The 24,309-nt window shown below is 71.9% G+C and carries 19 protein-coding genes; 5 read left to right on the plus strand and 14 right to left on the minus strand.

Annotation, left to right across the window (positions count from 1 at the left end; translation table 11 throughout):
• Positions 1-37: 37 nt before the first annotated feature.
• Complete coding sequence (locus ACBI99_RS02980; protein WP_219501102.1) at positions 38-964, plus strand: adenosine deaminase; 927 nt, start codon at positions 38-40, stop codon at positions 962-964.
• A 56-nt stretch (positions 965-1,020) separates the two neighbouring features.
• Here ACBI99_RS02980 and ACBI99_RS02985 read toward each other — a convergent pair whose 3' ends face one another.
• The 6 genes from ACBI99_RS02985 to ACBI99_RS03010 all read right to left on the minus strand — a co-directional run bounded on the left by ACBI99_RS02985 (position 1,021) and on the right by ACBI99_RS03010 (position 8,808).
• Positions 1,021-1,320, minus strand: a complete 300-nt coding sequence (locus ACBI99_RS02985; RefSeq protein ID WP_049556833.1) for a hypothetical protein — start codon at positions 1,318-1,320, stop codon at positions 1,021-1,023.
• Between the two features lie 243 nt (positions 1,321-1,563).
• Entirely contained in the window at positions 1,564-2,547 is a 984-nt protein-coding gene (gene ilvC, locus ACBI99_RS02990; RefSeq protein ID WP_219501234.1) for a ketol-acid reductoisomerase, read from the minus strand.
• Between the two features lie 23 nt (positions 2,548-2,570).
• Positions 2,571-3,095, minus strand: coding sequence for an acetolactate synthase small subunit (ilvN, locus tag ACBI99_RS02995; protein WP_219501098.1), 525 nt, complete (start codon positions 3,093-3,095; stop codon positions 2,571-2,573).
• Positions 3,088-4,827, minus strand: coding sequence for an acetolactate synthase large subunit (locus ACBI99_RS03000; protein ID WP_219501082.1), 1,740 nt, complete (start codon positions 4,825-4,827; stop codon positions 3,088-3,090). Before ACBI99_RS03000 ends, ilvN begins: the two co-directional genes overlap by 8 nt.
• A 208-nt stretch (positions 4,828-5,035) precedes the next feature.
• Positions 5,036-7,663, minus strand: a complete 2,628-nt coding sequence (locus ACBI99_RS03005; RefSeq protein ID WP_308125625.1) for an EAL domain-containing protein — start codon at positions 7,661-7,663, stop codon at positions 5,036-5,038.
• A 236-nt stretch (positions 7,664-7,899) separates the two neighbouring features.
• Positions 7,900-8,808 (minus strand): 2-hydroxyacid dehydrogenase, encoded by a 909-nt coding sequence (locus ACBI99_RS03010; RefSeq protein ID WP_357586881.1) that lies wholly within the window; start codon positions 8,806-8,808, stop codon positions 7,900-7,902.
• Positions 8,809-8,846: 38 nt separating this feature from the next.
• Here ACBI99_RS03010 and ACBI99_RS03015 point away from each other — a divergent pair, with 38 nt between their 5' ends.
• Complete coding sequence (locus ACBI99_RS03015; protein WP_375071619.1) at positions 8,847-9,920, plus strand: PQQ-dependent sugar dehydrogenase; 1,074 nt, start codon at positions 8,847-8,849, stop codon at positions 9,918-9,920.
• Here ACBI99_RS03015 and ACBI99_RS03020 read toward each other — a convergent pair.
• The 3 genes from ACBI99_RS03020 to ACBI99_RS03030 all read right to left on the minus strand — a co-directional run bounded on the left by ACBI99_RS03020 (position 9,917) and on the right by ACBI99_RS03030 (position 14,207).
• Positions 9,917-11,890, minus strand: a complete 1,974-nt coding sequence (locus ACBI99_RS03020) for a VanW family protein (protein WP_219501069.1) — start codon at positions 11,888-11,890, stop codon at positions 9,917-9,919. The two genes, ACBI99_RS03015 and ACBI99_RS03020, sit on opposite strands and share 4 nt — an antisense overlap.
• Positions 11,891-11,982: 92 nt before the next feature.
• Positions 11,983-12,606, minus strand: coding sequence for a response regulator (locus ACBI99_RS03025; RefSeq protein ID WP_246644193.1), 624 nt, complete (start codon positions 12,604-12,606; stop codon positions 11,983-11,985).
• 32 nt (positions 12,607-12,638) lie between these two features.
• Positions 12,639-14,207 carry an ATP-binding protein gene (locus ACBI99_RS03030; RefSeq protein ID WP_375071620.1) on the minus strand — a complete coding sequence of 523 codons (1,569 nt, stop codon included), beginning with the start codon at positions 14,205-14,207 and terminating at the stop codon, positions 12,639-12,641.
• 145 nt (positions 14,208-14,352) lie between these two features.
• On the opposite strand from ACBI99_RS03030, the gene ACBI99_RS03035 reads away from it, so the two are divergent.
• Genes ACBI99_RS03035 through ACBI99_RS03045 form a run of 3 tightly spaced genes read left to right on the plus strand, consistent with a single transcriptional unit; the run spans position 14,353 to position 17,324 of the window.
• A complete protein-coding gene (locus ACBI99_RS03035) occupies positions 14,353-15,321 on the plus strand; it encodes a tripartite tricarboxylate transporter substrate binding protein (RefSeq protein ID WP_219501060.1) in 969 nt (322 codons plus the stop codon).
• A complete protein-coding gene (locus ACBI99_RS03040; protein ID WP_219501057.1) occupies positions 15,321-15,830 on the plus strand; it encodes a tripartite tricarboxylate transporter TctB family protein in 510 nt (169 codons plus the stop codon). Before ACBI99_RS03035 ends, ACBI99_RS03040 begins: the two co-directional genes overlap by 1 nt.
• Positions 15,831-17,324 carry a tripartite tricarboxylate transporter permease gene (locus tag ACBI99_RS03045; RefSeq protein ID WP_219501055.1) on the plus strand — a complete coding sequence of 498 codons (1,494 nt, stop codon included), beginning with the start codon at positions 15,831-15,833 and terminating at the stop codon, positions 17,322-17,324.
• A gap of 36 nt (positions 17,325-17,360) precedes the next feature.
• Here the strand turns inward: ACBI99_RS03045 and ACBI99_RS03050 are convergent, their stop codons facing one another.
• The 5 genes from ACBI99_RS03050 to ACBI99_RS03070 all read right to left on the minus strand — a co-directional run bounded on the left by ACBI99_RS03050 (position 17,361) and on the right by ACBI99_RS03070 (position 24,218).
• Positions 17,361-18,677, minus strand: a complete 1,317-nt coding sequence (locus tag ACBI99_RS03050) for an MFS transporter (protein ID WP_375071621.1) — start codon at positions 18,675-18,677, stop codon at positions 17,361-17,363.
• A gap of 101 nt (positions 18,678-18,778) precedes the next feature.
• Positions 18,779-20,266 carry an Asp-tRNA(Asn)/Glu-tRNA(Gln) amidotransferase subunit GatB gene (gatB, locus tag ACBI99_RS03055; RefSeq protein WP_219501228.1) on the minus strand — a complete coding sequence of 496 codons (1,488 nt, stop codon included), beginning with the start codon at positions 20,264-20,266 and terminating at the stop codon, positions 18,779-18,781.
• A 2-nt stretch (positions 20,267-20,268) separates the two neighbouring features.
• Positions 20,269-21,762 carry an Asp-tRNA(Asn)/Glu-tRNA(Gln) amidotransferase subunit GatA gene (gene gatA, locus ACBI99_RS03060; protein ID WP_219501052.1) on the minus strand — a complete coding sequence of 498 codons (1,494 nt, stop codon included), beginning with the start codon at positions 21,760-21,762 and terminating at the stop codon, positions 20,269-20,271.
• Positions 21,759-22,058, minus strand: coding sequence for an Asp-tRNA(Asn)/Glu-tRNA(Gln) amidotransferase subunit GatC (gene gatC, locus ACBI99_RS03065; RefSeq protein ID WP_049556801.1), 300 nt, complete (start codon positions 22,056-22,058; stop codon positions 21,759-21,761). The genes gatA and gatC overlap by 4 nt, the downstream gene beginning before the upstream one ends.
• Before the next feature lie 99 nt (positions 22,059-22,157).
• Positions 22,158-24,218 carry a bifunctional diguanylate cyclase/phosphodiesterase gene (locus ACBI99_RS03070; protein ID WP_219501050.1) on the minus strand — a complete coding sequence of 687 codons (2,061 nt, stop codon included), beginning with the start codon at positions 24,216-24,218 and terminating at the stop codon, positions 22,158-22,160.
• Positions 24,219-24,309 lie beyond the last annotated feature (91 nt).

Below are 24,309 nucleotides of genomic sequence, written 5' to 3' on the forward strand. Positions count from 1 at the left end.
GATACCTCGGCCGGTCATGGTCGGGTTTACTCGATCCATGCGCGCCAAAGCCGAACTCCACCTGCACATCGAAGGCACCCTCGAACCGGAGCTCGTCGTCGAGCTGGCCCGGCGCAACGGGGTCGCGCTGCCGACCTTCGACGTGGACGCCATCCGGGCGCGCTACGACTTCACGAACCTGCAGTCGTTCCTGGACGTCTACTACGAGAACATGGCGGTCCTGCGCACCGACCGCGACTTCTACGACCTGGCCGCCGCCTACCTGCGGCGGGCCGAGGCGCAGGGCGTGCGGCACGCGGAGATCTTCTTCGACCCGCAGGCCCACCTGGCGCGCGGGGTGCCGCTGGAGGCGGTGTTCGCCGGGCTGACGGGCGCCATCAAGGACGGGCCGTTCTCCGCGTCGCTGATCCTGTGCTTCCTGCGTGACCAGGGCCCGGAGGAGGCCGAGCGGGTGCTGCGGGCGGCGCTGCCGTTCCGGGACCAGTTCATCGGGGTCGGGCTGGACTCGGCCGAGGTCGGCCATCCGCCGTCGCTGTTCCGCCGGGTCTTCGAGCTGGCCGCCGCCGAGGGGCTGCGCCGGGTGGCGCACGCCGGCGAGGAGGGCGGGCCCGACTACGTGTGGGAGGCGCTGGACATCCTGCGCGTGGAGCGGATCGACCACGGCATCCGCGCCATGGAGGACCCGGAGCTGGTGGCGCGCCTGCGCGACGAGCGCATCCCGCTGACCGTGTGCCCGCTGTCGAACGTGCGGCTGCGCGCGGTGCCGTCGCTGCGTGACCACATCCTGCCCGCGATGCTCGACGAGGGCCTGGTCGTGACCGTGAACTCCGACGACCCGGCCTACTTCGGCGGCTACGTCGAGGACAACTACCGCGCCCTGCGCGACGAGCTCGGCCTGACGGAGGCGCAGCTCGACCGCATCGCCCGCGACTCGTTCGCCGCCTCGTTCAGCTACGAGGGCTGACACAGCGACGGGGCCCGCCTCCGGAGAGGCGGGCCCCGTAACGGTGCTTGGGACGACTAGTCCTTCGCGGTCAGGATGTCCGAGAGGACCTGGTTGAGAATGTCCAGGTCAAGGACGTCGTCGTCCGACCCGTTGTTGTTCCACTGCCCCTCGACTTCGTCGTCGTTGTCCTCGCCGAAGTTGTTCCGCTCGCCGTACGCGCGGATGTCGTTGTCGTTGTTGTCGTCGTCCCCATGCGTGGGCCACGCGACCACCGAGGCGGTGTTCATCGCGTAACCTTCGGCGAGCGCGGGACCGCCGCCCAGCATGACCATCCCGCCGACCAGACCGGCCAGGATGAGCCCCGTCTTGTACATACGAATCCCCTTTGTTACCTATCGACTACTCTCCGTCGGTAGCGGGAGGAGATCTTCCCGGTGATCGTCAGCGGCAAACGCCGCTAATCTGCTTTTGACGTGCGGAAACGGTCCTTTTGCGAAGACGGGGGTTAACGCGGTCACGCATTGCGGATCATTGACGAGACACGAAGCGGCCCCAGGCCCAAAGCAACGGGCGGGGGCGCATCAGCGCCCCCGCCCGTCCGCCGCGAACGCGCGAACTCAGCCCTTCAGCCAGCTCATCATCGGGCGCAGCTTGGCGCCGGTCTTCTCGATCGGGTCCTCCGCCAGCTCCTCACGGTGACGGGCGAACTCCTTCTGGCCGCCGTCGAACTCCTCGACGAGCTGCCGGGCGAAGGTGCCGTCCTTGATCTCACCCAGGATGCGGCGCATCTCCTCACGGGTCTCGTCGGTGATGACGCGCGGGCCGCGGGTGTAGCCGCCGTACTCGGCGGTGTCGGACACCGACCAGTACATCTTCGAGATGCCGCCCTCGTACATGAGGTCGACGATGAGCTTCATCTCGTGCAGGCACTCGAAGTAGGCCACCTCCGGCTGGTAGCCGGCCTCGATGAGCGTCTCGAAGCCCGCCTTGATCAGCTCGGAGACGCCGCCGCACAGCACGGCCTGCTCGCCGAACAGGTCGGTCTCGGTCTCCTCGGTGAACGTGGTCTTCAGCGCCCCGGCGCGGGTGCCGCCGATGCCCTTGGCGTAGGAGAGCGCCAGGTCGAGGGCCTTGCCGGAGGCGTCCTTCTCCACCGCGACGAGACACGGGACGCCGCGCCCCGCCTCGAACTGGCGGCGGACGAGGTGGCCGGGGCCCTTGGGGGCGACCATGCACACGTCGACGCCCTCGGGCGCCTCGATGAGGCCGTAGCGGATGTTGAGGCCGTGGCCGAAGAAGAGCGCGTCGCCCTCCTTGAGGTTGGGCGCGACGTGCTCGGCGTAGAGGTGGCGCTGGATGTGGTCCGGCGCCAGGATCATCGTGACGTCGGCCTCCTTCACCGCCTCGCCCGGCGTGAGCACGCGCAGGCCGTCGTTCTCGGCCTTCTCGCGGCTCTTGGAGCCCTCCGGCAGGCCGACGCGCACGTCGACACCGGAGTCACGCAGGGAGAGCGCGTGGGCGTGGCCCTGGCTGCCGTACCCCAGCACGGCCACACGGCGCCCCTGGATGATCGACAGGTCGGCCTGGTCGTCGTAGAAAATCTCGGTCACTTGCTGAAAACCTTTCAGGCGGTACGGTCCAGTGCCCTGAGGGACCGGTCAGTGATGGAACGGGCGCCGCGGCCGATGGCCACCATGCCCGACTGGACGAGCTCTTTGATCCCGAACGGCTCCAGGACCTTGACGAAGGCCTCGAGCTTGTCGGGAGTGCCGGTGACCTCGATGGTCACCGCGTCGGCCGCCACGTCCACGCAGCGCGCACGGAAGAGCTGGACGAGCTCCAGCACGTGCGAGCGGCTGTCGGCGTCGGCCTTGACCTTGATCAGCATGAGCTCGCGCTGAACGGACTGCGAGGTGTCGAGCTCCACTATCTTCAGCACGTTCACCAGCTTGTTGAGCTGTTTGGTGACCTGCTCAAGCGGCAGCTCCTCGACGCTGACCACGATCGTCATACGGGAGATGTCGTCGTGCTCGGTGGGCCCGACGGCCAGCGAGTCGATGTTGAAGCCCCGCCTGCTGAACAGCGCGGACACCCGGGCGAGCACACCCGGCTTGTTCTCCACGAGCACAGAAAGCGTGTGTCTACTCATCGTCGCTCTCCCACTTCGGCGCCATGTCACGGGCGATCTTGATGTCGTCGTTGCTCGTGCCGGCCGCGACCATGGGCCAGACCATGGCGTCCTGGTGGACGACGAAGTCGACCACCACGGGCACGTCGTTGATCTCCATGGCCTTCTTGATGGTCGCGTCGACGTCTTCGGGACGCTCGCACCGCAGGCCAACACAACCATAGGCCTCCGCCAGCTTGACGAAGTCGGGGATGCGGCGGGTCGCCTGCAGGTCGGTGTTGGAGTAGCGCTGGTCGTAGAAGAGGGTCTGCCACTGGCGGACCATGCCCAGGTTGCCGTTGTTGATGACGGCGATCTTGACGGGCACGCCTTCCAGCGCGCAGGTGGCGAGCTCCTGGTTGGTCATCTGGAAGCAGCCGTCGCCGTCGATGGCCCACACGACGTCGTCGGGGCGGCCCATCTTGGCGCCCATCGCCGCCGGCACCGCGAAGCCCATCGTGCCGGCGCCGCCGGAGTTGATGAACCGGCCCGGCCTCTCGTAGCGGACGAACTGCGAGGCCCACATCTGGTGCTGGCCGACGCCCGCCACGTAGTAGGCGTCGGGGCCGACGATGGCGCTCAGCCGCTCCATGACGTACTGCGGGGCCAGCGAGCCGTCCTCGAACTCCTCGTAGCCCAGCGGGTAGGTCTGCTTGTAGCCGTTGAGGATCGTCCACCACTCGTCGTAGTCGCCCTGGACCCCGGCGGCCTCGACTGCGGCGATCAGGTCGCCGATGACCTCCTTGCAGTCGCCCACGATCGGCACGTCGGCGTGGCGGTTCTTGGAGATCTCCGCCGGGTCGATGTCCGCGTGGACGACCTTGGCGTAGGGCGCGAACGTGGACAGCTGCCCGGTGACGCGGTCGTCGAAGCGGACGCCCAGCCCGATGAGCAGGTCGGCCTGCTGGAGCGCGCCCACGGCCGAGACGCTGCCGTGCATGCCCGGCATGCCCATGTGCTGCGGGTGACTGTCGGGGAACGTGCCGCGCGCCATCAGCGTCGTCACGACCGGGATGCGCGTCAGCTCGGCCAGCCGGATCAGCTCCTCGGAGGCGCGGGCCTTGTGCACGCCGCCGCCCACGTAGAGCACCGGGCGGCGGGCCTCGGCGATCAGCTTGGCCGCCTCGCGGATCTGCTTGGAGTGCGGCCGGGTCACCGGCCGGTAGCCGGGCAGCTGCATCGTCGGCGGCCAGCTGAACGTGGTCTCCGCCTGCAGGGCGTCCTTGGCGATGTCGACCAGCACCGGGCCGGGACGGCCGGTGGAGGCGATGTGGAACGCCTCCATGATCGTGCGGGCGATGTCAGCCGGGTCGGTGACCAGGAAGTTGTGCTTGGTGATCGGCATGGTGATGCCGGAGATGTCGGCTTCCTGGAAGGCGTCCGTGCCGATCGACTTGCTCGCCACCTGCCCGGTGATCGCCACGATCGGCACCGAGTCCATGTACGCGTCGGCGATGGGCGTCACCAGGTTCGTCGCCCCCGGTCCGCTGGTCGCCATGCACACGCCGACCTTGCCGGTGGCCTGCGCGTAACCCTCGGCCGCGTGGCCGGCGCCCTGCTCGTGCCGTACGAGCACGTGCCGGACCTTGGTCGAGTCGTAGAGGGGATCGTAAGCCGGGAGGATGGCGCCGCCCGGGATCCCGAACACGGTGTCGACTCCCACGTGCTCCAGCGCCCTGACCAGGGCCTGTGCACCTGTCATCCGTTCGGTCATCGGCTCGTTCCTTGCGTGGTCACACGTTCAGGACATAAAAAATGCCCCTCCCCGCCGGACGAACGGCGGGGCTGGGGCGGCGCGCAGGTCGGAGTGCTTCGCTAACGGCCTGCGCGCCGGCGAAGTACTACGAGAATCCCACTGCGAAGCATGTCTAACACCATAGCTGGTCGGAAGCACCAGGTGTCAACTTGGTGAGAAACACGTCTCACACGGTGAGACTCGTCCTCATCAGCGAGTCGACGCCCCTGGCCGCCATGGGCCGCGCGACCAGGAAGCCCTGGCCCTTCATGCAGCCCATCTCACGCAGCAGCTCAAGCTGCTCCGGGCGTTCGATGCCCTCGGCGACCACGGTCAGGCCCAGGTCGTGGCCGAGCCGCACGATCGTGCGGGTGAGCAGCGTCAGCGTGTCGTCGCGGCCCAGCCCGGACACGAACGACGGGTCGATCTTGATCATGTCGACCGGGAGCTGCCTGAGGAACGCCAGCGAGGCGTAGCCGGTGCCGAAGTCGTCGATCGCCAGCCGCACGCCGAGAGCGCGCAGCTCCGACAGCCGCTTGACCGTCTCCTCGGCGTCCTCGACGAGCATCTCCTCGATCACTTCGAGGGTCAGCGCGGAGGCGGGCAGCCCGCTCTCCTCCAGCGCCTCCCGCACGGTCTCGACGAAGCGGGGCGCGGTGATCTGCCGGGCCGACAGGTTGAGCGACAGCCCGATGTCCCAGGACGAGGCCCGCCAGGCGGCCACCTCACGGCACGCCTCGCGCAGGATCCACTCGCCGAGCGGCACGATCAGCCCGGTGTCCTCGGCCGGGCCGAGGAACTGGTCGGGCGGCACGAACACCGAGCCGCGCCACCAGCGCACCAGCGCCTCGACCGCGGTCACCCGCGAGGTCGCCAGATCGACCACCGGCTGGTACTCGATCGCGAACTGCTGCTCGATCAGCGCCCGCTGCAGGTCGGCGGCCAGCTCCAGGCGGCGCAGCACGTCGGCGTGCATCTGCGCGGCGAACACCTCGACCCGGCGCCCGCCCAGCTCCTTGGCCCGCGCCATGGCCACGTCGGCGTTGCGGATCAGGTCGCCGGCGGGCAGGTCGTCCTCGGCGAAGGCCACGCCGACGCTGGCGGTCAGCGCCACGTCACGGTCGGCCACCCGGAACGGCTCCTGCGAGACCGCCCGCACCAGCCGCTCGGCGAGGTCGACGGCGAGCTGCGCCTCCCCGCCGGTCTCCAGCAGCACGGCGAACTCGTCGCCGCCCCACCGGGCCAGCGTGTCGTCGTGGCGCACCGCGCCGCGCAGCCGGCGCGCGGCCTGGCCGAGCAGGTAGTCGCCGCTGGCGTGGCCCACCGAGTCGTTGACCGAGGTGAACCCGTCGAGGTCGAGGAAGATGACGGCGACCTGGCCGACGCTGCGTCCGGTCAGCACCTCGCGGGTGCGCTCCTCGAAGTAGGAGCGGTTGGGCAGCCCGGTGATGCCGTCGTGGAAGGTCAGGTGGGCGACCTGGTTGCGCAGGGCTTCCTCGTCGCTGATGTCGCGGGTGGTGACCAGGACCTGGTCCTCGCCGCCCGCGTGGCGGGTGGCGACCGACTCGGTGGGTCGCCAGGTGCCGTCGGCGGCCCGTACCCGGCAGGCGATGAGGCAGGCGCCGGGGCTGGCCTCCTCGTCGTCGCCGTCGGGGCCCATGCCGTGCAGCGCCGACTGGATGTGCGGCACGTCCTCGGGGTGGATGTAGTCGAAGATCGACCCGCCGATCACGTCCTCGGGGCGGTAGCCGTAGGTGACCTCGATGCCGTCGCCGATCTCGTGCACCATGCCGTCGTAGTCGCAGATGAGCACCACGTCGCCGGTGCTCTCGGCCAGCTCGCGCAGCTGCGTGTCGCCGAGCGAGACGAGCGTGCGCAGCCGCGCGTTGGCCCCCGACAGCACGAACACGCGCAGCAGCAGGAGCAGCACGACGGAGGCGGCGACCGCCACGACGCCGGTGGCGGGGGGCTGGCGCATGCCGCCGGCCAGGTGCGCGAGCATCGTGACGGTGGCGACGGCGACCAGCGCCAGCGGCAGCGCGTCCACCAGGTTGTCAGGCGCCTGCGCGGCGGTGACCTGGCGCGGGCGCAGCCAGGGCACGGCGGCCAGCAGCAGGAAGGCCACCGGCGTGATGACCATGCTCCACACGGGCGGCGCGCCGCCGTCGAGCCGGGCCACGGCGGTCGCCATGCCGGCCACGGTCGTGGTGGCGAGCACGCCCACGCTCGCCAGGCCGAGCGGCCACGCGGCGGAGCGCACCGCGGCCACGGACGGCGCCACGGCGCAGGTCGCCACCAGTGCGAGCATCGGCGGCAGCATGGCGAAGGCGAACAGCGCGGGGTCGGCGGTCGCCTCGTAGACGTGGCGCAGCGCCACCACCCAGCCGATCAGGAACAGCGAGGCGGCGCACAGGTAGGCGTCGATGAGCTGTCTCAGCACCAGGGCGGCAGGCGGCCTGCGCCCGGCCGCGACGAGCGCGCCGCCTCCGGTCAGCACGGTGCCGAGCAGCACGAGCAGCTCGGCGAAGCTCACCATGAACGTGGAGCTGTCGGTGAACGGCCGCAGCGCCACGCCGGCGGCCCAGATGGCGGCGCCACCGGCCATCCAGCGGATGCCGAGTGCCGCCGAGGGGTGCTCGGCCGGCCGCACCGAGGCGGCCAGCAGTGACACGGTGGCCAGCAGCGCGGCGAGGCAGCCGGCGACCGCGCCGATGACGAGGGCCGGGCCGCCCGCAAGGAGCGCAGCCGCGAACCCCGCGGCACCGATCGCCGCCGCGGCGGTCAGCGGTGCCCGTGGATCACGCCAGCGGATCACAGTCGTCGCCCATCCCGTCTCGAACCCTGCTCCCGTGAACCGCCGGTCGGCGGTGCACATCGCCAGTGTGTGCGGTCGGTGGTGCGCGGGTGGTGACAACGCCGATGTCGTCACCGATCTGATAACCACACGGACCTGATTGCCGCCAGGATTTCCTTGACAGGAAGTCAGGAAACCTTGGTTAGACGCCACCGTACGCACCGCAGGTCACGGACCAGCCACGGTCCGGATTCCTCTCAATACGCGTCGGTGATGACGTTGTCGAGCGGCTCGCCCGCGAGATAGCGCGTCAATTGCGCGCGCATGAGCCGGAGCATGCGGCGGTCGGAGGCGGGCGTGCTGCCCGCCACGTGCGGCGTGATGAAGACGCCCGGCGCGCTCCACAGGGGGTGACCGGCCGGCAGCGGCTCGGGCGCGGTCACGTCGAGCGCGGCCCGCAGCCTGCCGCTCTTGAGCTCGGCGAGCAGGGCGTCGGTGTCGACGACGCCGCCCCTGGCCGCGTTGACCAGCACCGCGCCGTCCTTCATCCGCGACAGGAACGCGGCGTCGGCCATGCCGGCGGTGTCGGGCGTGGCGGGCACGAGCAGCACCACGACGTCGGCCCCGGGCAGCAGGGCGGGCAGCTCGGCCATGCCGTGGACGCCCTCGCGGGCGCTCCTGGCGACCCGGACGACCTCGACCTCGAAGCCGTCGAGGCGGCGTTCGAGCGCCTGCCCGATGGAGCCGTAGCCGACGATCAGCACGGTGGAGTCGGCCAGCACGCCGGTGTGGCGGTAGGTCCACTCGCCCCGGCGCTGGGCGTCGGTGAAGCCGGGGAACTCGCGCAGCACTGCGATCATCGCGCCGACGGCCCACTCGGCGGTGCCCGCGTCGTGCACGCCGCGCGCGTTGCACAGCACCGCGCCCTCCGGCAGGTGCGGCCGGTAGGCGTCCACGCCCGCGGTGACGGTCTGGACCAGACGCAGCGACCGCATCCGCGCCAGCGTGCCCGGCACGTCCGGCACGGTGACCAGGGGCGGGATCCACACTTCGACGTCCTCGATCCCGTCGGGCTCCGGCCCGGTGCCGTCGTACACGGAGCACGCCACACCCGGCAGATCGGACAGGACTTCGGCGACCGGCTCGTACGGGACCCAGATCTTCATGCGGGAAACTTTATGGCTCGGGGGCAAGTATGGGAGACATGAGGGCACTCTGGCTGACCATGCTCGCGGTGGCGCTCGCCGCCTGTTCCGGCGCGGGCGGGGTGCCGCCGGCCGCCTCTGACCAGGGCGGGGGGCCGCCGGCCGCCTCGGCACGCGGCGGGCCGTCGCCCGGCGAGCCGCGCGTGGTGGCGCGCGACCTGGCCGTGCCGTGGGCGATCGCGTTCCTGCCGGGCGGCGACGCGCTGGTGACCGAGCGCGACTCGGCCAGGCTGCTGCGGGTCACCCCGGCGGGCCGGGCGCGGGAGCTGGCCGTGATCGAGGGCGTGACGCCCGGCGGCGAGGGCGGGCTGATGGGCGTGGCGGTCAAGGGTGAGCAGGTGTTCGTGTACTGCACGGCCGCCTCCGACAACCGGATCGTCCGCTACCGGCTGACCGGCGACACGCTGTCGGAGCCGCGGGTGATCGTCCAGGGCATCCCGAAGGGGACCGTCCACAACGGCGGGCGGCTGGCGTTCGGCCCCGACGGCCACCTGTACGCCACCACCGGCGAGACCGGCGACCGGTCCCTGTCGCAGGACCGCGACTCGCTCGCGGGCAAGATCCTGCGCATGACGGCCGACGGGCGGCCGGCTCCCGGCAACCCGTTCGGCACGCTCGTCTACAGCCTGGGCCACCGCAACGTGCAGGGCCTGGCCTGGGACGGCTCGGGCCGGCTGTACGCCTCCGAGTTCGGCGCCGACGCCCACGACGAGCTCAACCTGATCGAGGCGGGCGGCAACTACGGCTGGCCGGAGGTGGAGGGCCGGGGCGGCGCCCCGGAGTTCACCGATCCGGTCGTCACCTGGGACACCTCCGAGGCGTCACCGTCCGGTCTGGCGTTCGCCGGCGGCTCGCTGTGGATGGGCGCGCTGCGCGGCGAACGGCTGTGGCAGATCCCGCTGGCCGCCGACGGCTCGCCGGGCACGCCGGTCGCGCACTACGGCGGCACGTACGGCAGGCTCCGCGCCGTGACCGCCGCCCCGGGCGGCGGGCTGTGGGTGGGCACCAGCAACAGGGACGGCCGGGGCGAGTCGCGCGCGGGCGACGACCGGATCCTCGCGGTCACGCCCTAGCCGGTGCACACCACCTGGGCCTGGGGGCGGTACTTCGTGGTGACCTTCTTGTCCCGCTTGATCTCTTCGCCGTCGCGGATGAAGACCCGGGTGACGTCGACGGTGAAGCCCTGCTGGCCGGTGGTGGGCCTGCAGCCGGCGGCGTCGCTGGTTTCACGGCGGAACGGGGTGAACTCCCGCCGGTCGGACTCGACAGCCTTGATCTCGTCGTAGCGCCTGGTGCTCCACAGCACGACGGACACCGACGTGGCCGTGGACGAGGTCTTGATCAGTACCCCGTGGTCGGAGTCGTTGCGCCACTTCAGGTCCAGGTCGGGGTAGAGCAGCGCGGCGTCGCGGCCCGCCGGGTAGCGGGCGGAGAAGTAGTCCATCGGCGTGTGCTCGACGTCCTCGAAGCCGCCGTAGTAGGCGGCGTTGTAGAGGGCGGTGGCGAACTGGGAGGCCCCGCCGCCCATGATCGTGAGCGTCCGGCCGCCGACGATCTGGTCGGCCGGCACGTAGCCGCCCTCGGCGGTGCGCTCCCCGACCAGCTCGTTGAGCGAGAACGTCTCGCCGGGCTTGACCAGGACCCCGTCGACCTGCTCGGCCATCCGGCGGATGTTGGTCACGCGCGGCAGGCAGCAGTCGAAGGTCGTGGTGAACGACGACACCGTCTCCTTGATGCCGAGGTCGGCCACCTGCTCGGTGGTGACCTCGGGCGGGGCGTCGGCCAGCGCCACGGGGACGACCCGGTTCCCGCCGCTCCGCACCAGCTTGACCACGTCGCGGGCGAGCGCCTTGGCGTTGACGCCCCGGCCCTCGCGCGAGGGCACGAGCACGGGCTTGCCGTTCACGATCTCGTACGTGGCGTCGCGCGGCACCTGGGTCGCGTCCACCAGGCTGCTCTCGACGGTGGCCAGCGCCCCCTTGGCGTCGAAGTCGGGCCGCAGCCCCCCGTCGCCGTCGGGCACGAAGGTGAGGTTGGCGGCGATCGTGGCCGGGGTGAGCTGCGCCTGCTTGCCGCCGAGGGTCAGCGTGATGGGCGCGGACACCGCCCGCCTGGCCTGCGCGGTGGCCTTCTGGACGGCGCGGGCGCTGGTGGCGGGCTCGGCGGGCACCAGGCTGACGATCGCGGTGCCGGTGCCGTTCAGGAAGGCCTCGCTGATCACGCGGACCGCCTCGCCGCGGTCGAGCAGCGCGCCCGAGCGCGGCTGCGTCGCCACCGGGCGCAGCCCCTTGTACGTGACGCGGCCCTCGTGCGGCCGCCGGTCGACGGTCTCGGCCAGCGCCTCGACGGTCCTGGTGAGCTGGGAGGGGTCGACGGTGACCTTCGGCTCGATGTCGGTCGTGGTGGTGAGCGCCCGCCACACCTCGATCGGGCTGGGGAAGCCGCTGGGCGCCTGGCCGATCGTGGCCACCACGTCGAGCTCCAGCCCGGCCTCGTCGGGCTGGATGGTGTCCTTGCGCCCGCCGAGGTCGACGACGACGGGCTTGTTGAGCTTGACGGCGAGCTCGCTGCGCAGCTTGTCGGCCGCCTGGGTGACGGTCATGCCGCCGATGTCGACGCCGCCCACCCGGGTCCCGCGCAGCACGGCGTCGGACATGAGCACGGCCGGGACCAGGTAGGCCAGGGCGAGGGCGAGCAGCACGAGCACGGCGATGCCGGGCAGCAGGCGGCGCTTGCGCGGCGGGTCGGCGTCGGGCGCCGGGGGCCGCTCCAGCGGCGTGCGCATGCCGAACGGCGGCGGCTCGGACCCGTTGCCGTTGACCGGCCAGGGCTGCGACGCGGTCGGCACCGGGGGCAGGGTGCCGCTCTTGGGCGGCTCCTGCGGGCGGGGCTCCTGCGCCGGCTGCTCCTGCGGGCCGAAGATGTCGCGGGAGACGCCCGGGGGCAGGCCCTCGATCTTCGGCTTCCTGCTGGTGCCGCGCGAGGGCAGGGGCACCGAGGCGAACGGGTCGGTCGGTGATTCGATCGGTCCGGCGTTACGCACGCCTCAATCTCCTCCCGTTCCGCAGCCAAGTCTCAGGCAACAGTAAGGCACGAGGGTCGGCATATGTCACGAGAAAAGACTACGGAACTGTGTCAGCCGAGCCAGCGGTACCGGTGCTCCGGACGCCCGGCCGTGCCGTAGCGGGGCCGCAGCTCCGCCCGCCCTCCCGCGCACAGGTGTTCGAGGTAGCGGCGGGCGCTGACCCGCGACAGGCCCGCGAGCTGCGCCGTCTCGGCCGCCGACAGGTCGCGGCCGGCGTCGCGCAGGGTGTCGGCGACCAGCGCGCAGGTGGCGGGGGACAGCCCCTTGGGCAGCGGCGCGGCGGCGGCCGGCGTGCCGAACAGGCGGTCCACGTCGTCCTGGCGGGCCTCGGGGCCGATGGCGTGGAGCCGCCGCCGGGTGTCGGCGTAGTGGCGCAGCCGCTCGGTCAGCGCGTCGGCGGTGAACGGCTTGATCAGGTAGTTGATCGCGCCGCCGCGCATCGCCGCGCGGACCGTGGGCACGTCGCGGGCGGCGCTGATCACGAGCACGTCGACGCCGCTCAGCGCCTGCAACACCGCCAGGCCCGACATGTCGGGCAGGTAGATGTCGAGCAGCACCAGGTCCGGCCGGTGCTCGGTCACCGCCGCGAGCGCCCCGGCGCCGTTGCCGACCGTCGCGACGACCTCGAAGCCGGGCACCCGCGCCACGTAGGCGCCGTGCACGCGCGCCACCATGAAGTCGTCGTCCACCACCAGCACGCGGATGCTCACACCGTCACCTCCTCGGCGGGCAGGTGGGCGGTGAACACCGCGCCGCCCGAGTTGCGCACCTTGACCCAGCCGCCCCGGCGCAGGCACGCCTGCCGGGTCAGCGCCAGGCCGAGACCGCGCGGCCCGGAGTGGGCCGCCTTCGTGGTGAACCCCTCCCGGAACACCTCCTCGACCAGGTCGGGCATGATGCCGGGCCCGGAGTCGCCGACCCGTACGCGCAGCCCGGCCGCGTCGGCCACGACCGAGACCTCGATCGTGCCGGCGGCGCCGTCTAGCGCGTCGATCGCGTTGGCCACCAGGTTGCCGACCACCAGCACCGCGTCCTGCGGGTCGCCGAGCACGTCCGCCGGCACCCGGGAGTCGCCGGAGAGCACCAGGCGGGCGCCGCGCTCGGCGGCCTCGGCCGACTTGGCCAGCAGCAGCGCGGCCAGCGTCGGGTCCTCGACCTTCTCGCGCAGGTCGCCGAGGTAGGCGGCCGGGGTGCCGCTGGTGATGAACGCGATCGCCGCCTCGTGCTCGCCCAGCTCCAGCAGCCCGACGACGGTGTGCATGCGGTTGGCGAACTCGTGCGCCTGGGCCCGCAGCGCTCCCGTGGCGCTGCTGGTGTCGTCCAGCTCGCGCGCCAGCCGTACGAGCTCGGTGCGGTCGCGCAGCGTGACCACCCAGCCGCGGTGCTGGCCGCGTACGGACACCGGGGTGCGGTTGAGCACCAGCACCCGGTCGCCGTGCAGGACGATCCGGTCCTCGCCCGGGTCGGCGCCGCCCAGCACGTCGCGCATCCGGTCGGAGACCGGCATCCGGGTCAGGTCGTCGCCGACGTCGCCGAGCAGCTCGCGGGCGGCGTCGTTGACCAGCGTCACCCGGCCTTCGAGGTCGAGCGCGAGCACGCCCTCCTTGACGCCGTGCAGCACGCCCTCGCGCTGCTCCAGCAGAGCGGCGATCTCACCCGGCTCCAGGCCGAACGTCTGCCGGCGCACCCGCGCGGTGATCAGCGCGGCCGCCGCGAGCCCGGCCAGCAGCACCGCCGTCGCCGTCCACAGCAACGGCGGCAGCGCCTCGGCGACCTCACCCGTGACGGTCGTCTCCAGCACCCCGACCGAGACCAGGCCGATGACGTCGCCGTACTCGTCCAGGACCGGCGTCTTGCCGCGCACGGTGACGCCGATCGTGCCCTTCTCGGTGCCGACCCAGTCGCGGCCGGTGGTGAGCACGTAGGTGCCGTCGGTCGACAGCTGCTTGCGGATGAGAGAGGCGTTGGGGTGGGCGTAGCGGATCTGGTCGTCGTTGGCGATCACCACGTAGTCGGCGCCGGTGGTCTGCTGGACGCTGAGCGCCAGCGGCTGGAGCACGGACTCCGGCCGGCGCAGCTCGAACGCCTCGCGCACCTGCGGCAGCCCGGCCACGGACTGCGCGATGGCCAGCGCCCGCTGCTGGTAGCGGCCGTCGAGCTGGCTGCGCGTGTGCTGCGCCCACACGCCGGCGGTGCTCCCCACGGCGAGCAGCACGATCGCCATCTGGAGCACGAACAGCTGGGTGCCGAGGGAGGCGTCACGGACCCACTTCACGGTCCACATGCAAACACTCCGAGGTCACGGCGGTGTTGCGACCAATACGACCATTACGACGCCTACCGGCAAAGGCTCGACTCCGGCGGAGTACGGGCTCACCATGCGGTTCCCAAGAAGGTGAAATCCCCCCTTGGAGTGATCAATGCGTCTGCGCATACTCGCCGCCCTCGCGGCGCTCTCGGTCGCCGCGCTCACCGGCTGCGGCGACACCGGCACGGGCGGCGGCACCAGCGCGCTGCGGATCATGGCGCCGGCCTCGCCCGGCGGCGGCTGGGACCAGACCTCCCGCACGGCCGAGCAGGCGATCAAGGCCGCCGCGCCCGACCGCAAGGTCGAGGTGTTCAACGTGCCCGGCGCGGGCGGCACCATCGGCCTGGCCCAGCTCGCCGGGGAGAAGGGCAACGGCAACCTGCTGATGACGATGGGCCTGGTCATGGTCGGCGCCATCGAGCAGAACAAGTCCCAGGTCACGCTGGACGAGACCACGCCGATCGCCAAGCTGACCGAGGAGTACGAGATCGTCGTGGTCCCGGCCGAGTCGCCGCTGAAGACGCTGGCCGACCTGGTCGCGGCCTGGAAGGCGGACCCGGCCAAGGTCTCGGTCGCGGGCGGCTCGGCCGGCGGCACCGACCACATCGTGGCCGGCCTCATGGCCAAGGCCGCGGGCGTGGACCCCAAGCAGGTCAACTACATCGCGCACTCCGGCGGCGGCGAGGCGCTCAACGCGCTGCTCGGCAACAAGGTGACGATCGGCATCTCGGGCGTCGGCGAGTTCGCCGAGCACGTGAAGTCCGGCAAGCTGCGCGCGCTCGGCGTGACCTCCGGCGAGCGGCTGCCCGACCTCGACGCCCCCACCCTGAAGGAGGGCGGCCTGGACGTGGAGCTGGCCAACTGGCGCGGCATGGTGGCGCCCGGCGGGCTCAGCGACGCCGACAAGAAGGCGCTGACCGACCTGGTCACCAAGATGCACGACTCCCAGGCGTGGAAGGACGCGGTGGCCAAGAACGGCTGGATCGACTCCTTCCAGACCGGCCAGGAGTTCGCCGACTACCTGGCGGCCGAGCAGACCCGGGTCAAGGCGATCATCGCCGAGCTGGGCGTCGTCTCCTGATGCCCTCCGCTGATTCCGGCAAGCGCCCGCGCTGGTGGCGGCCCGAGCTCGGGCTGGCGCTGGTGGTGCTGGGGCTGGGCGTGTTCGTCGTCGTGGGCACGCTGGACGTGTCCGCGGCGGCCTCCCAGCTCGGCCTCGGCCCCCGCTTCTTCCCCATGCTCGTGGGCGGCGCCATGGTCCTCATCGGCCTGTTCTACGTGGCCGACGTGCTGCGCGGCGGGCGCGGCGACCCGGAGGAGAGCGAGGACGTCGACCCCGACGCGCCCGCCGACTGGCGCAGCGTCGGCCTGGTCAGCGGCGTCTTCCTGGGCTTCGCCGCGGTGCTCGACCTGCTCGGCTGGATCATCTCGGCGAGCCTGCTGTTCTTCGGCCTGTCGGTGGTGCTCGGCGCCGCCCATCGGCTGCGCGCCGCGGGCATCGCCGTGATCCTGGCCGTCACCACGTACCTGCTGTTCGTCAAGGGGCTGGGCGTCACGCTGCCCGCCGGGGTGCTACGGGGGGTGATCTGAGTGGAGTCGGTGCAGCTCCTGCTCGACGGGTTCGCCGCCGCGCTCACCCCGGTCAACCTCATGTACGCGCTCATCGGCGTCACCCTGGGCACGCTGGTCGGCGTGCTGCCGGGCATCGGGCCGGCGATGACCGTGGCGCTGCTGCTGCCGATCACCTTCACGGTGCCGCCGGCCAGCGCGTTCATCATGTTCGCCGGCATCTACTACGGCGGCATGTACGGCGGGTCGACCACCTCCATCCTGCTCAACACGCCGGGCGAGTCGTCGTCGATGATCACGGCGCTGGAGGGCAACAAGATGGCCCGGCGCGGGCGGGCGGCGCAGGCGCTGGCCACGGCCGCCATCGGCTCGTTCGTGGCCGGGACCATCGCCACCGCGCTGCTCGTGGTGGCCGCGCCGGCCGTGGTGAGCTTCGCGATCTCGTTCGGCCCCGCCGACTACTTCGCGCTGGCGATCCTGGCGTTCACCGCCGTGTCGTCGGTGCTGTCGCGCTCGGTGGTGCGCGGCCTGGCCTCGCTCGGGTTCGGCCTGGTGATCGGGCTGATCGGCATCGACCAGCAGACCGGGCAGGCGCGGCTCACGCTGGGCCTGCGGCAGCTTCTCGACGGCGTGGACGTGGTGATCGTCGCCGTCGGGCTGTTCGCGCTCGGCGAGGCCCTGTACGTGGCGTCGCGGCTGCGGCACGCCGCGCCCGAGGTGGTGCCCGTCGGGCGGGCCTGGATGGGCCGCTCCGACTGGGGCCGCTCGTGGCGGCCGTGGCTGCGCGGGACCGCGCTCGGCTTCCCGTTCGGCGCGCTGCCCGGCGGCGGCGCCGAGATCCCCACCTTCCTGTCGTACGCGGCCGAGAAGCGCCTGGCGCGCGGCGTCGCCCGCGAGGAGTACGGCAAGGGCGCCATCGAGGGCGTCGCCGGGCCGGAGGCGGCCAACAACGCCTCCGCCGCCGGCACCCTCGTCCCGCTGCTGACGCTGGGCCTGCCCACGTCCGCGACCGCCGCCATCATGCTCGCCGCCTTCCAGCAGTACGGGCTGCAGCCCGGACCGCAGCTGTTCGACCACAACCCGGCCCTGGTGTGGGGCATGATCGCGTCGCTGTTCATCGGCAACGCCATGCTGCTCGTGCTCAACCTGCCGCTGGCGCCGCTGTGGGCGCGACTGCTGCTGATCCCGCGCCCGTACCTGTATGCCGGGATCGTGGTGTTCGCGGCGCTCGGCGTCTACGCGCTGAAGGCCAGCGTCGTGGACCTGGTCGTGCTGTTCGTGCTCGGGCTGCTCGGGTTCGCGATGCGGCGCTTCGGGCTCCCGGTCGCCCCCGCGGTGATCGGGATGATCCTCGGGCCGATGGCGGAGATCCAGCTCCGCCGCGCCCTGGCCATCGGCGCGGGCGACGTGAGCGTGCTGGTGGAGAGCTGGGTGTCGGTGGTGCTGCTGCTCCTGTCGGGCGTGGCGCTGCTGACGCCGCTGTTCAGGAGGCTCTGGGCGCGGCGCGCCGCGTGACGCCCGCGGGCCCGGGACCGTACCCGGGCCCGCGGGTCACGCCGACGCGGTGGCGGCGGGCACGGCCGAGCGGACCGCGCGGGGCGCGATCGCCAAGCCCGCCAGCGCCATCACCAGCGTGGCCGCGAACACCGCCCAGTAGGCGGAGCCGACGGCGGTGAACAGCGCGCTGGTGATCGCGACCGCCACCACCGAGAACACCGACTCCCCCACCTGAAGCGCCGAGCTGTTGACGCCCTCCTCGCCCGGAGCCGACAGCTCCAGCGTGAGCACCGACAGCGTCGGATAGATCAGCCCCATGCCGAACCCGGCCAGGATCCACGACGGGTAGGCCACCGCGACCGGCACCCCGTCGAACGTCACCGCGCCCATGAGCAGGATGCCGCCCGCCAGCGCGGCCGAGCCGAGCACCAGGTTCGTCATCCGGCCGAACACCTCGCGCCCCTGCAGCCACGACGCGAACGACCAGGTCACCGCGCCGCCGGTGATCGCGATCCCGGCCAGGAACGGCGACAGCCCGCGCTCCTGCACCAGCATGAGCGGCACGATCACCTCGGCGGCGAACAGCGCCCCGGTCGCCAGCCCGCGCAGCCCGACCACCGCCGGAAGCCCGCGGGCGGCCCGCAGCGTCCCGGCGGGCAGCAGCCTGGGCAGCGCCACGGCCAGGATGACCAGCCCGGCGACCAGCAGGACCGGCGACCCGCCGCTCCCGTACTGCATGAGCCCGGCCGCCACCGCCGTCACCGCCGCCCAGGCGACCTTGGCCGCCAGCCCCGGCGCGGGCGTGCCCTGGCCGCCTCGCACCGGCTGCCCGGCGACCCCGCGCGCCAGCACCAGCCCGCTCACCACGGTCAGGATCGGCACCAGCAGGAACACCCACCGCCAGCCCAGCGTGTCGACCACCAGGCCGACGATCGCCGGCCCCACCATCGACGGCACCACCCAGGCCGTGGCGAACAAGGAGAAGATCTTCGGATGCAGCTCCTCCGGGTACGCCCGCGCCACCACCACGTAGAGGGCCACGCTCACCAGCGCGCCGCCGAAGCCCTGTACCAGCCGCCCGGCGATCAGCGCCTCCATCGAGGGCGCCAGCCCCGCCAGCAACAGGCCGCCGATGAAACCGGCCACCCCGGTCCACAACGGCGCCAGCGGCCCGCGCAGGTCGGCCCACCGCCCGCCGAGCACCGTGCCCACCACGGCGGCGGCCATCGCCCCGCTGAACGCCAGGCCGTAAAGTCCCACACCGTCCAGATCCGCCGCCACGACGGGCATGGCCACCGCGACGGCGACGTACTCGAAGGCCACCAGTGACACCATCGCCACCAGGCCGGCTGTCAACGCAGTTCGTCTCATGGAACCCGACGTTAGGCCGTCGCTCGCGCGGGCACCTCCCGCCGCGGTCCTAGGTCCACCCGGTCAGATGGACCTAGGCCGCGTACGGACGTGCGGAACCGCTAGGCGGAGACGCCCAGCTTCTCCAGGATCAGCTCGCGCGCCCGAGCCGCGTCGGCCTTGCCCCGGCTGGCCTTCATCACGCCGCCCACCAGCGCGCCGACCGCCGCGATCTTGCCGGACCGCACCTTGTCGGCCGCGTCGGCGTTGGCCGCCAGCACCTCGTCGATGATCGCCGACAGCTCGCCCTCGTCGTTGACGATCTTGAGCCCGCGCTTCTCCACGACGTCGTCCGGCGTGCCCTCACCGGCGAGCACGCCCTCCAGCACCTCGCGGGCCAGCTTGTCGTTGAGCGCACCGGACGCCACCAGCTCGGTCACCCGGGCGATCTGCTCCGGCGTGATCGGCAGGTCGGCCAGCGGCGTCGCCGTCTCGTTCGCGCGGCGGGCCAGCTCGCCCATCCACCACTTGCGCGCGTCGGCGGCCGGCGCGCCCGCCTTGACCGTCGCCTCGACCAGCTCGATCGCGTCGGCGTTGTGCATCGCCTGCATGTCGAGGTCGGACAGGCCCCACTCGGCCTGCAGCCGCTTGCGCCTGACCGACGGCAGCTCCGGCAGCGCCGCCTTCAGCTCCGCCACCCACGCCGGGTCCGGCGCGATCGGCACCAGGTCCGGCTCGGGGAAGTAGCGGTAGTCCTGCGCCTCCTCCTTGGACCTGCCGGGCGTGGTGGTGCCGGTGTCCTCGTGGAAGTGGCGCGTCTCCTGCACGATCCGGCCGCCGCCGGCCAGCACGCCCGCCTGCCGCTCGATCTCGCTGCGCACCGCCCGCTCGACGCTGCGCAGCGAGTTGACGTTCTTGGTCTCCGTACGGGTGCCCCACTCGGAGGCGCCGCGCTCCATGAGCGAGACGTTCACGTCGCAGCGCAGCGAGCCCTCCTCCATGCGCACGTCGGAGACGCCCAGCGAGCGCATGATCTCGCGCAGCTCCGTCACGTACGCCCTGGCCACCTCCGGCGCGAGCCGGTCGGTGCCCGGGATCGGCTTGGTGACGATCTCGACCAGGGGGATGCCCGCCCGGTTGTAGTCGACGATCGAGTAATCGGCCCCGTGGATGCGGCCCGTCGCGCCGCCCACGTGGGTCGACTTGCCGGTGTCCTCCTCCAGGTGCACGCGCTCGATCTCGATCCGCACCGTCTCGCCGTAGACCTCGACGTCGATGTAGCCGTCGAAGCAGAGCGGCTCGTCGTACTGGGAGATCTGGTAGTTCTTCGGCATGTCCGGGTAGAAGTAGTTCTTCCTGGCCATGCGGCACCACTCGGCGATCGAGCAGTTGAGCGCCAGCCCGATCCGGATCGTCGACTCGATCGCGGCGGCGTTGGCCACCGGCAGCGCGCCGGGCAGCGCCAGGCACGTCGGGCACACCTGCGTGTTGGCCGGCGCGCCGAACGCGGTGCGGCAGCCGCAGAACATCTTGGAGTTGGTGCCCAGCTCGACGTGCGTCTCCAGCCCGAGCACCGGCTCGAACCGTTCGAGCGCTTCGTCATAGACCATGGTCATAGCGACGGGGCCTCCTTCAGCAGCGGGCCGCCCCAGCGGCTCTCCAGGGCCTTCTCGACGGCGGCGCCGACCCGGTAGCAGCGGTCGTCGCCCAGGACCGGGGCCATGATCTGCAGGCCGACCGGCAGACCGTCCTCGTCCGCCAGGCCGCACGGCACCGAGATGGCCGCGTTGCCCGTCAGGTTGGACGGGATGGTGTAGAGGTCGGCCAGGTACATGGCCATGGGGTCGTCGGCGCGCTCGCCGATCGGGAACGCCGTCGTCGGCGTCGTCGGCGAGATCAGCACGTCCACCTGCTGGTAGGCGGCCTCGAACTCGCGGGCGATGACGGTGCGGACCTTCTGCGCCTGGCCGTAGTAGGCGTCGTAGTAGCCGCTCGACAGCGCGTAGGTGCCGAGCATGATGCGCCGCTTGACCTCGGGGCCGAACCCGGCCGCCCGGGTCAGCGCCATGACCTCCTCGGCGCTGCGCGTGCCGTCGTCGCCGACGCGCAGGCCGTAGCGCATGGCGTCGAAGCGGGCCAGGTTGGAGCTGCACTCCGACGGCGCGATCAGGTAGTAGGCCGGCAGCGCGCTCGCGAACGACGGGCAGGAGACCTCGACGACCTTGGCGCCGAGCGACTCCAGGAGCTGGACGGCCTCGTTGAAGCGGGCCAGCACGCCCGGCTGGACGCCGTCGCCGCCGGCGAACTCGCGCACCACGCCGATGCGCATCCCGGCCACGTCACCGTTGCGGGCGGCCTCGACGACGGACGGGACCGGGGCGTCGATGGAGGTCGAGTCCATCGGGTCGTGCCCGGAGAACGCCTCCTGCAGCAGCGCGGCGTCGAGCACGTTGCGGGCGAACGGGCCCGGCGTGTCGAGCGAGCTGGCGAAGGCGATCAGGCCGTAGCGGGACGAGCCGCCGTAGGTCGGCTTCATGCCCACGATGCCGGTCACCGCGGCCGGCTGGCGGATCGAGCCGCCCGTGTCGGTGCCCGTCGACAGCGGCGCCTCGTAGGCGGCCACGGCCGCGCTGGAGCCGCCCGACGAGCCGCCGGGCACCCTGGTCAGGTCCCACGGGTTGTGCGTGAGCTGGTAGGCAGAGTTCTCCGTGGAGGAGCCCATGGCGAACTCGTCCAGGTTGGTCTTGCCCAGGATGACCAGCCCGGCCTCGCGCAGCCGGCGCGTCACGGTCGCATCGTAAGGCGGGCGCCAGCCCTGCAGGATCTTGGACGCGGCCGTGGTCGGCATGTCGCGGGTGGTGAAGATGTCCTTGTGCGCGATCGGCACCCCGGCCAGCGGCCCGAGCTTCTCCCCCGCCTTCAGCCGGGCGTCGACGGCCCTGGCCTGCTCCAGCGTGGTCTCGCGGTCGACGTGCAGGAACGCCTTGACCTTGGGCTCGACCTCGGCCATCCGGTCGAGGTGCGCCTCGGCCACCTCGGCGGCCGACACCTCACCGGCGGCGATCATCGCGCCCAGCTCGGCGGCCGTCTTGCGGATCAGGCTCATGCCTCCTCCCCGAGGATGCGCGGCACCCGGAAGCGGTCGTCCTCGACGGCGGGAGCGCCCGAAAGGGCCTGCTCGGGCGTCAGGGACTGTCGCACCTCGTCGGGACGGAAAACGTTGGTCAGCGGGAGAGCGTGCGACGAAGGCGGCACGTCCTCGGCGGCGACCTCTGCCACCTTCGCGACCGACTCGATGATGGCATCGAGTTGCGTGGCGTAGTGGTCGAGCTCGTCGTCGGTGAGCGCCAGCCTGGACAACCGGGCCAGATGCGCGACCTCGTCGCGGGTTATGGCGGACATGAGTCGTTGAACCCGTTTCGTGGATGGAGTTTGGACACTCACATCCTAGGGGCGTCGGCCGATCGCCTCCGAACCATTACCCGTGCGCCGGTCCGCTGGTCAGGCGGTCTGGGTGACCTCGGAGCGAAGGTCGTAGGAGGCGTCGGCGCGGCGCAGCAGCCAGGCGGTGGCGTCGGCGGCGGGCATGGGCTGGCCGAACAGCCATCCCTGGCCGACGTCGCAGCCCATCTCGGCCAGCCGCAGGGCGACCTCGTCGGACTCGACGCCCTCGGCGACCGAGCGCAGGCCGAGGGAGCGGACCAGGTCGACGATGGAGCGGACGATGCGGTCGTCGTCCTCGGACTCGGCGATGCGGCGCACGAACGAGGCGTCGATCTTCACCTCGGAGACCGCCAGCCGCTGGAGCCGGATGAGCGAGGAGTAGCCGGTGCCGAAGTCGTCGAGCGCCAGGGGGACGCCGAGCGTGGCCAGGGCCTTGATGGTCTCGTGGGTGTAGGCCTGCTCGCCGGTCAGGATGCGCTCGGTGACCTCCAGCTGGATGGCGGCGGGCGGCAGCCGGAGCTTGGCCAGGCCGGCTTCGAGCTGTTCGGGCAGCGCGGAGCCGAGCAGGTCGCGGGCGGAGATGTTGACCGAGATCGGGATCTGCAGCCCGGTGTGCCACCAGCGGGCGGCCTGCTCCAGCGCCTCGTGGACGACGTACTCGGTGAGCTGGCGCATGAGGTAGGACTGCTCGGCGAGCGGGATGTAGTCGGACGGGGCGATCGGCCCGTGCACGGGGTGGTGCCAGCGCAGCAGCGCCTCGACGCCGTAGATGGCGCCGCCGGTGAGGCCGACCTTGGGCTGGTAGTGCAGCTTGAGGTCGGCGTTGTCGATGGCGCGGCGCAGGTCGCCGAGCAGGTTCAGGCGTTCGGGCGAGTTGCGGTCCTTGTCCGGCTGGTAGAGCTCCACCCCGGTGCGGCCTTCCTTGGCCAGGTACATGGCGACGTCGGCGCGCTGGAGCAGCAGCTCGAAGTCGGGGGCGTGGTCGGGGTAGAGGGCGATGCCGACGGAGCCGTCGAGGTCGAAGGACATGCCTTCGAGCCGTACGGGCTCGGTCAGCGCGGCCCGCAGCCGGGCGGCCACCTCGCGGGCCGCGTGGGCGTCGCGGATGGACGGCAGCAGCACCGCGAACTCGTCACCGCCCAGCCGGGCCACGACGTCGCCGGGCCGGACGGAGTGGGTGAGGCGGTGGGCGACCAGTTGCAGCAGCCGGTCGCCGACCGGGTGCCCCATCGTGTCGTTGACCTCCTTGAACCGGTCGAGGTCGAGGAGGAAGAGGCCGACCCGCTCGTCCTGGCGGGCCTCGGCGAGCGCCTCCTCGGTGGAGACGATGAGCATCTTGCGGTTGGGCAGCCCGGTCAGCTCGTCGTGCAGCGCCTGGTGGTCACGGCGCATGGAGAGCGTGGCGGTGAAGTAAACGGCCGCGAGCGGCGCCACGAACAGCGGCACCAGCCCCGGCGAATGGCTCATGACGACGACGACCAGCGGGGCCAGGCCGAGGAGCGCGGCGTACACGAGGCTCTGCGGACCGGCGGTGACCCGCAGGACGCGCACGATCGAGCGGCGCTCGTGCAGGGCGACCGCGCCGCTGACGAGCATGGCGCGGGCGGCGAAGTAGGCGACGCCGGACAGCGCGATGGCGAGCAGGTCGGGACCCGAGGGCACCCACGGCAGGGCGGCGCTGGGCACGATGCGGAACACGCCGAGCACCACGGCGGCGGTGGTCAGCGCGAGCGTCGACTGGGCGATGTTGAACATCACCCGGTGCCAGGCCTTGCGCGTGGCCACGCCGTTGACGACGACGGCGACGGCCTGCATGAGCGCGGCGACCGGCAGCCCGAAGTGGAGCAGCACGGCGAAGGTGAACATCGTCGACGGGTAGGTGCCGCCCACGGCGGTGGCGGACGACACCATGACGGGCCGCAGCTCACCGAGGACGACCAGGACCGCGAGCACCCAGAACAGCGGCGTGCGGACGAGCTCGGCGAACTCGGCGGTGTCGAGCCTGAGCAGGGCGACGACGAGCGCGGTGAAGCCGATCACGGTGACGCCCGCGAGGAACGCCCAGAGGGGCGTGCCGACGCGCGGTCCTGTGTCGCGGGTGTCGGTTGGGTCAGTCATCGGTAACAGAACCCCCATTAGGTCACTATGGGAGGGTACGACCTTAACCCCACTTCGCGAAACCAAGCGCGTACGTTCCGTCACGTCGCCT

Origin of the sequence: Nonomuraea sp. ATR24 (assembly GCF_041950485.1) — a bacterium.
Taxonomy (GTDB): Bacteria; Actinomycetota; Actinomycetes; order Streptosporangiales; family Streptosporangiaceae; genus Nonomuraea; species Nonomuraea ceibae.

Bases quoted from the DNA above. Each gene is read 5' to 3' on its own strand.
- gatA (WP_219501052.1), bottom strand. From the start codon at position 21,762: ATGAGCCTGATCCGCAAGACGGCCGCCGAGCTGGGCGCGATGATCGCC.
- ACBI99_RS03050 (WP_375071621.1), bottom strand. From the start codon at position 18,677: ATGAGACGAACTGCGTTGACAGCCGGCCTGGTGGCGATGGTGTCACTG.
- ACBI99_RS03025 (WP_246644193.1), bottom strand. From the start codon at position 12,606: ATGGTGGCGCGCGTGCACGGCGCCTACGTGGCGCGGGTGCCCGGCTTC.
- ACBI99_RS02985 (WP_049556833.1), bottom strand. From the start codon at position 1,320: ATGTACAAGACGGGGCTCATCCTGGCCGGTCTGGTCGGCGGGATGGTC.
- gatC (WP_049556801.1), bottom strand. From the start codon at position 22,058: ATGTCCGCCATAACCCGCGACGAGGTCGCGCATCTGGCCCGGTTGTCC.
- ACBI99_RS03015 (WP_375071619.1), top strand. From the start codon at position 8,847: ATGAGGGCACTCTGGCTGACCATGCTCGCGGTGGCGCTCGCCGCCTGT.
- ACBI99_RS03000 (WP_219501082.1), bottom strand. From the start codon at position 4,827: ATGACCGAACGGATGACAGGTGCACAGGCCCTGGTCAGGGCGCTGGAG.
- ACBI99_RS03035 (WP_219501060.1), top strand. From the start codon at position 14,353: ATGCGTCTGCGCATACTCGCCGCCCTCGCGGCGCTCTCGGTCGCCGCG.
- ACBI99_RS03070 (WP_219501050.1), bottom strand. From the start codon at position 24,218: ATGACTGACCCAACCGACACCCGCGACACAGGACCGCGCGTCGGCACG.
- ACBI99_RS02980 (WP_219501102.1), top strand. From the start codon at position 38: ATGCGCGCCAAAGCCGAACTCCACCTGCACATCGAAGGCACCCTCGAA.
- ACBI99_RS03040 (WP_219501057.1), top strand. From the start codon at position 15,321: ATGCCCTCCGCTGATTCCGGCAAGCGCCCGCGCTGGTGGCGGCCCGAG.
- ilvN (WP_219501098.1), bottom strand. From the start codon at position 3,095: ATGAGTAGACACACGCTTTCTGTGCTCGTGGAGAACAAGCCGGGTGTG.
- ACBI99_RS03010 (WP_357586881.1), bottom strand. From the start codon at position 8,808: ATGAAGATCTGGGTCCCGTACGAGCCGGTCGCCGAAGTCCTGTCCGAT.
- gatB (WP_219501228.1), bottom strand. From the start codon at position 20,266: ATGGTCTATGACGAAGCGCTCGAACGGTTCGAGCCGGTGCTCGGGCTG.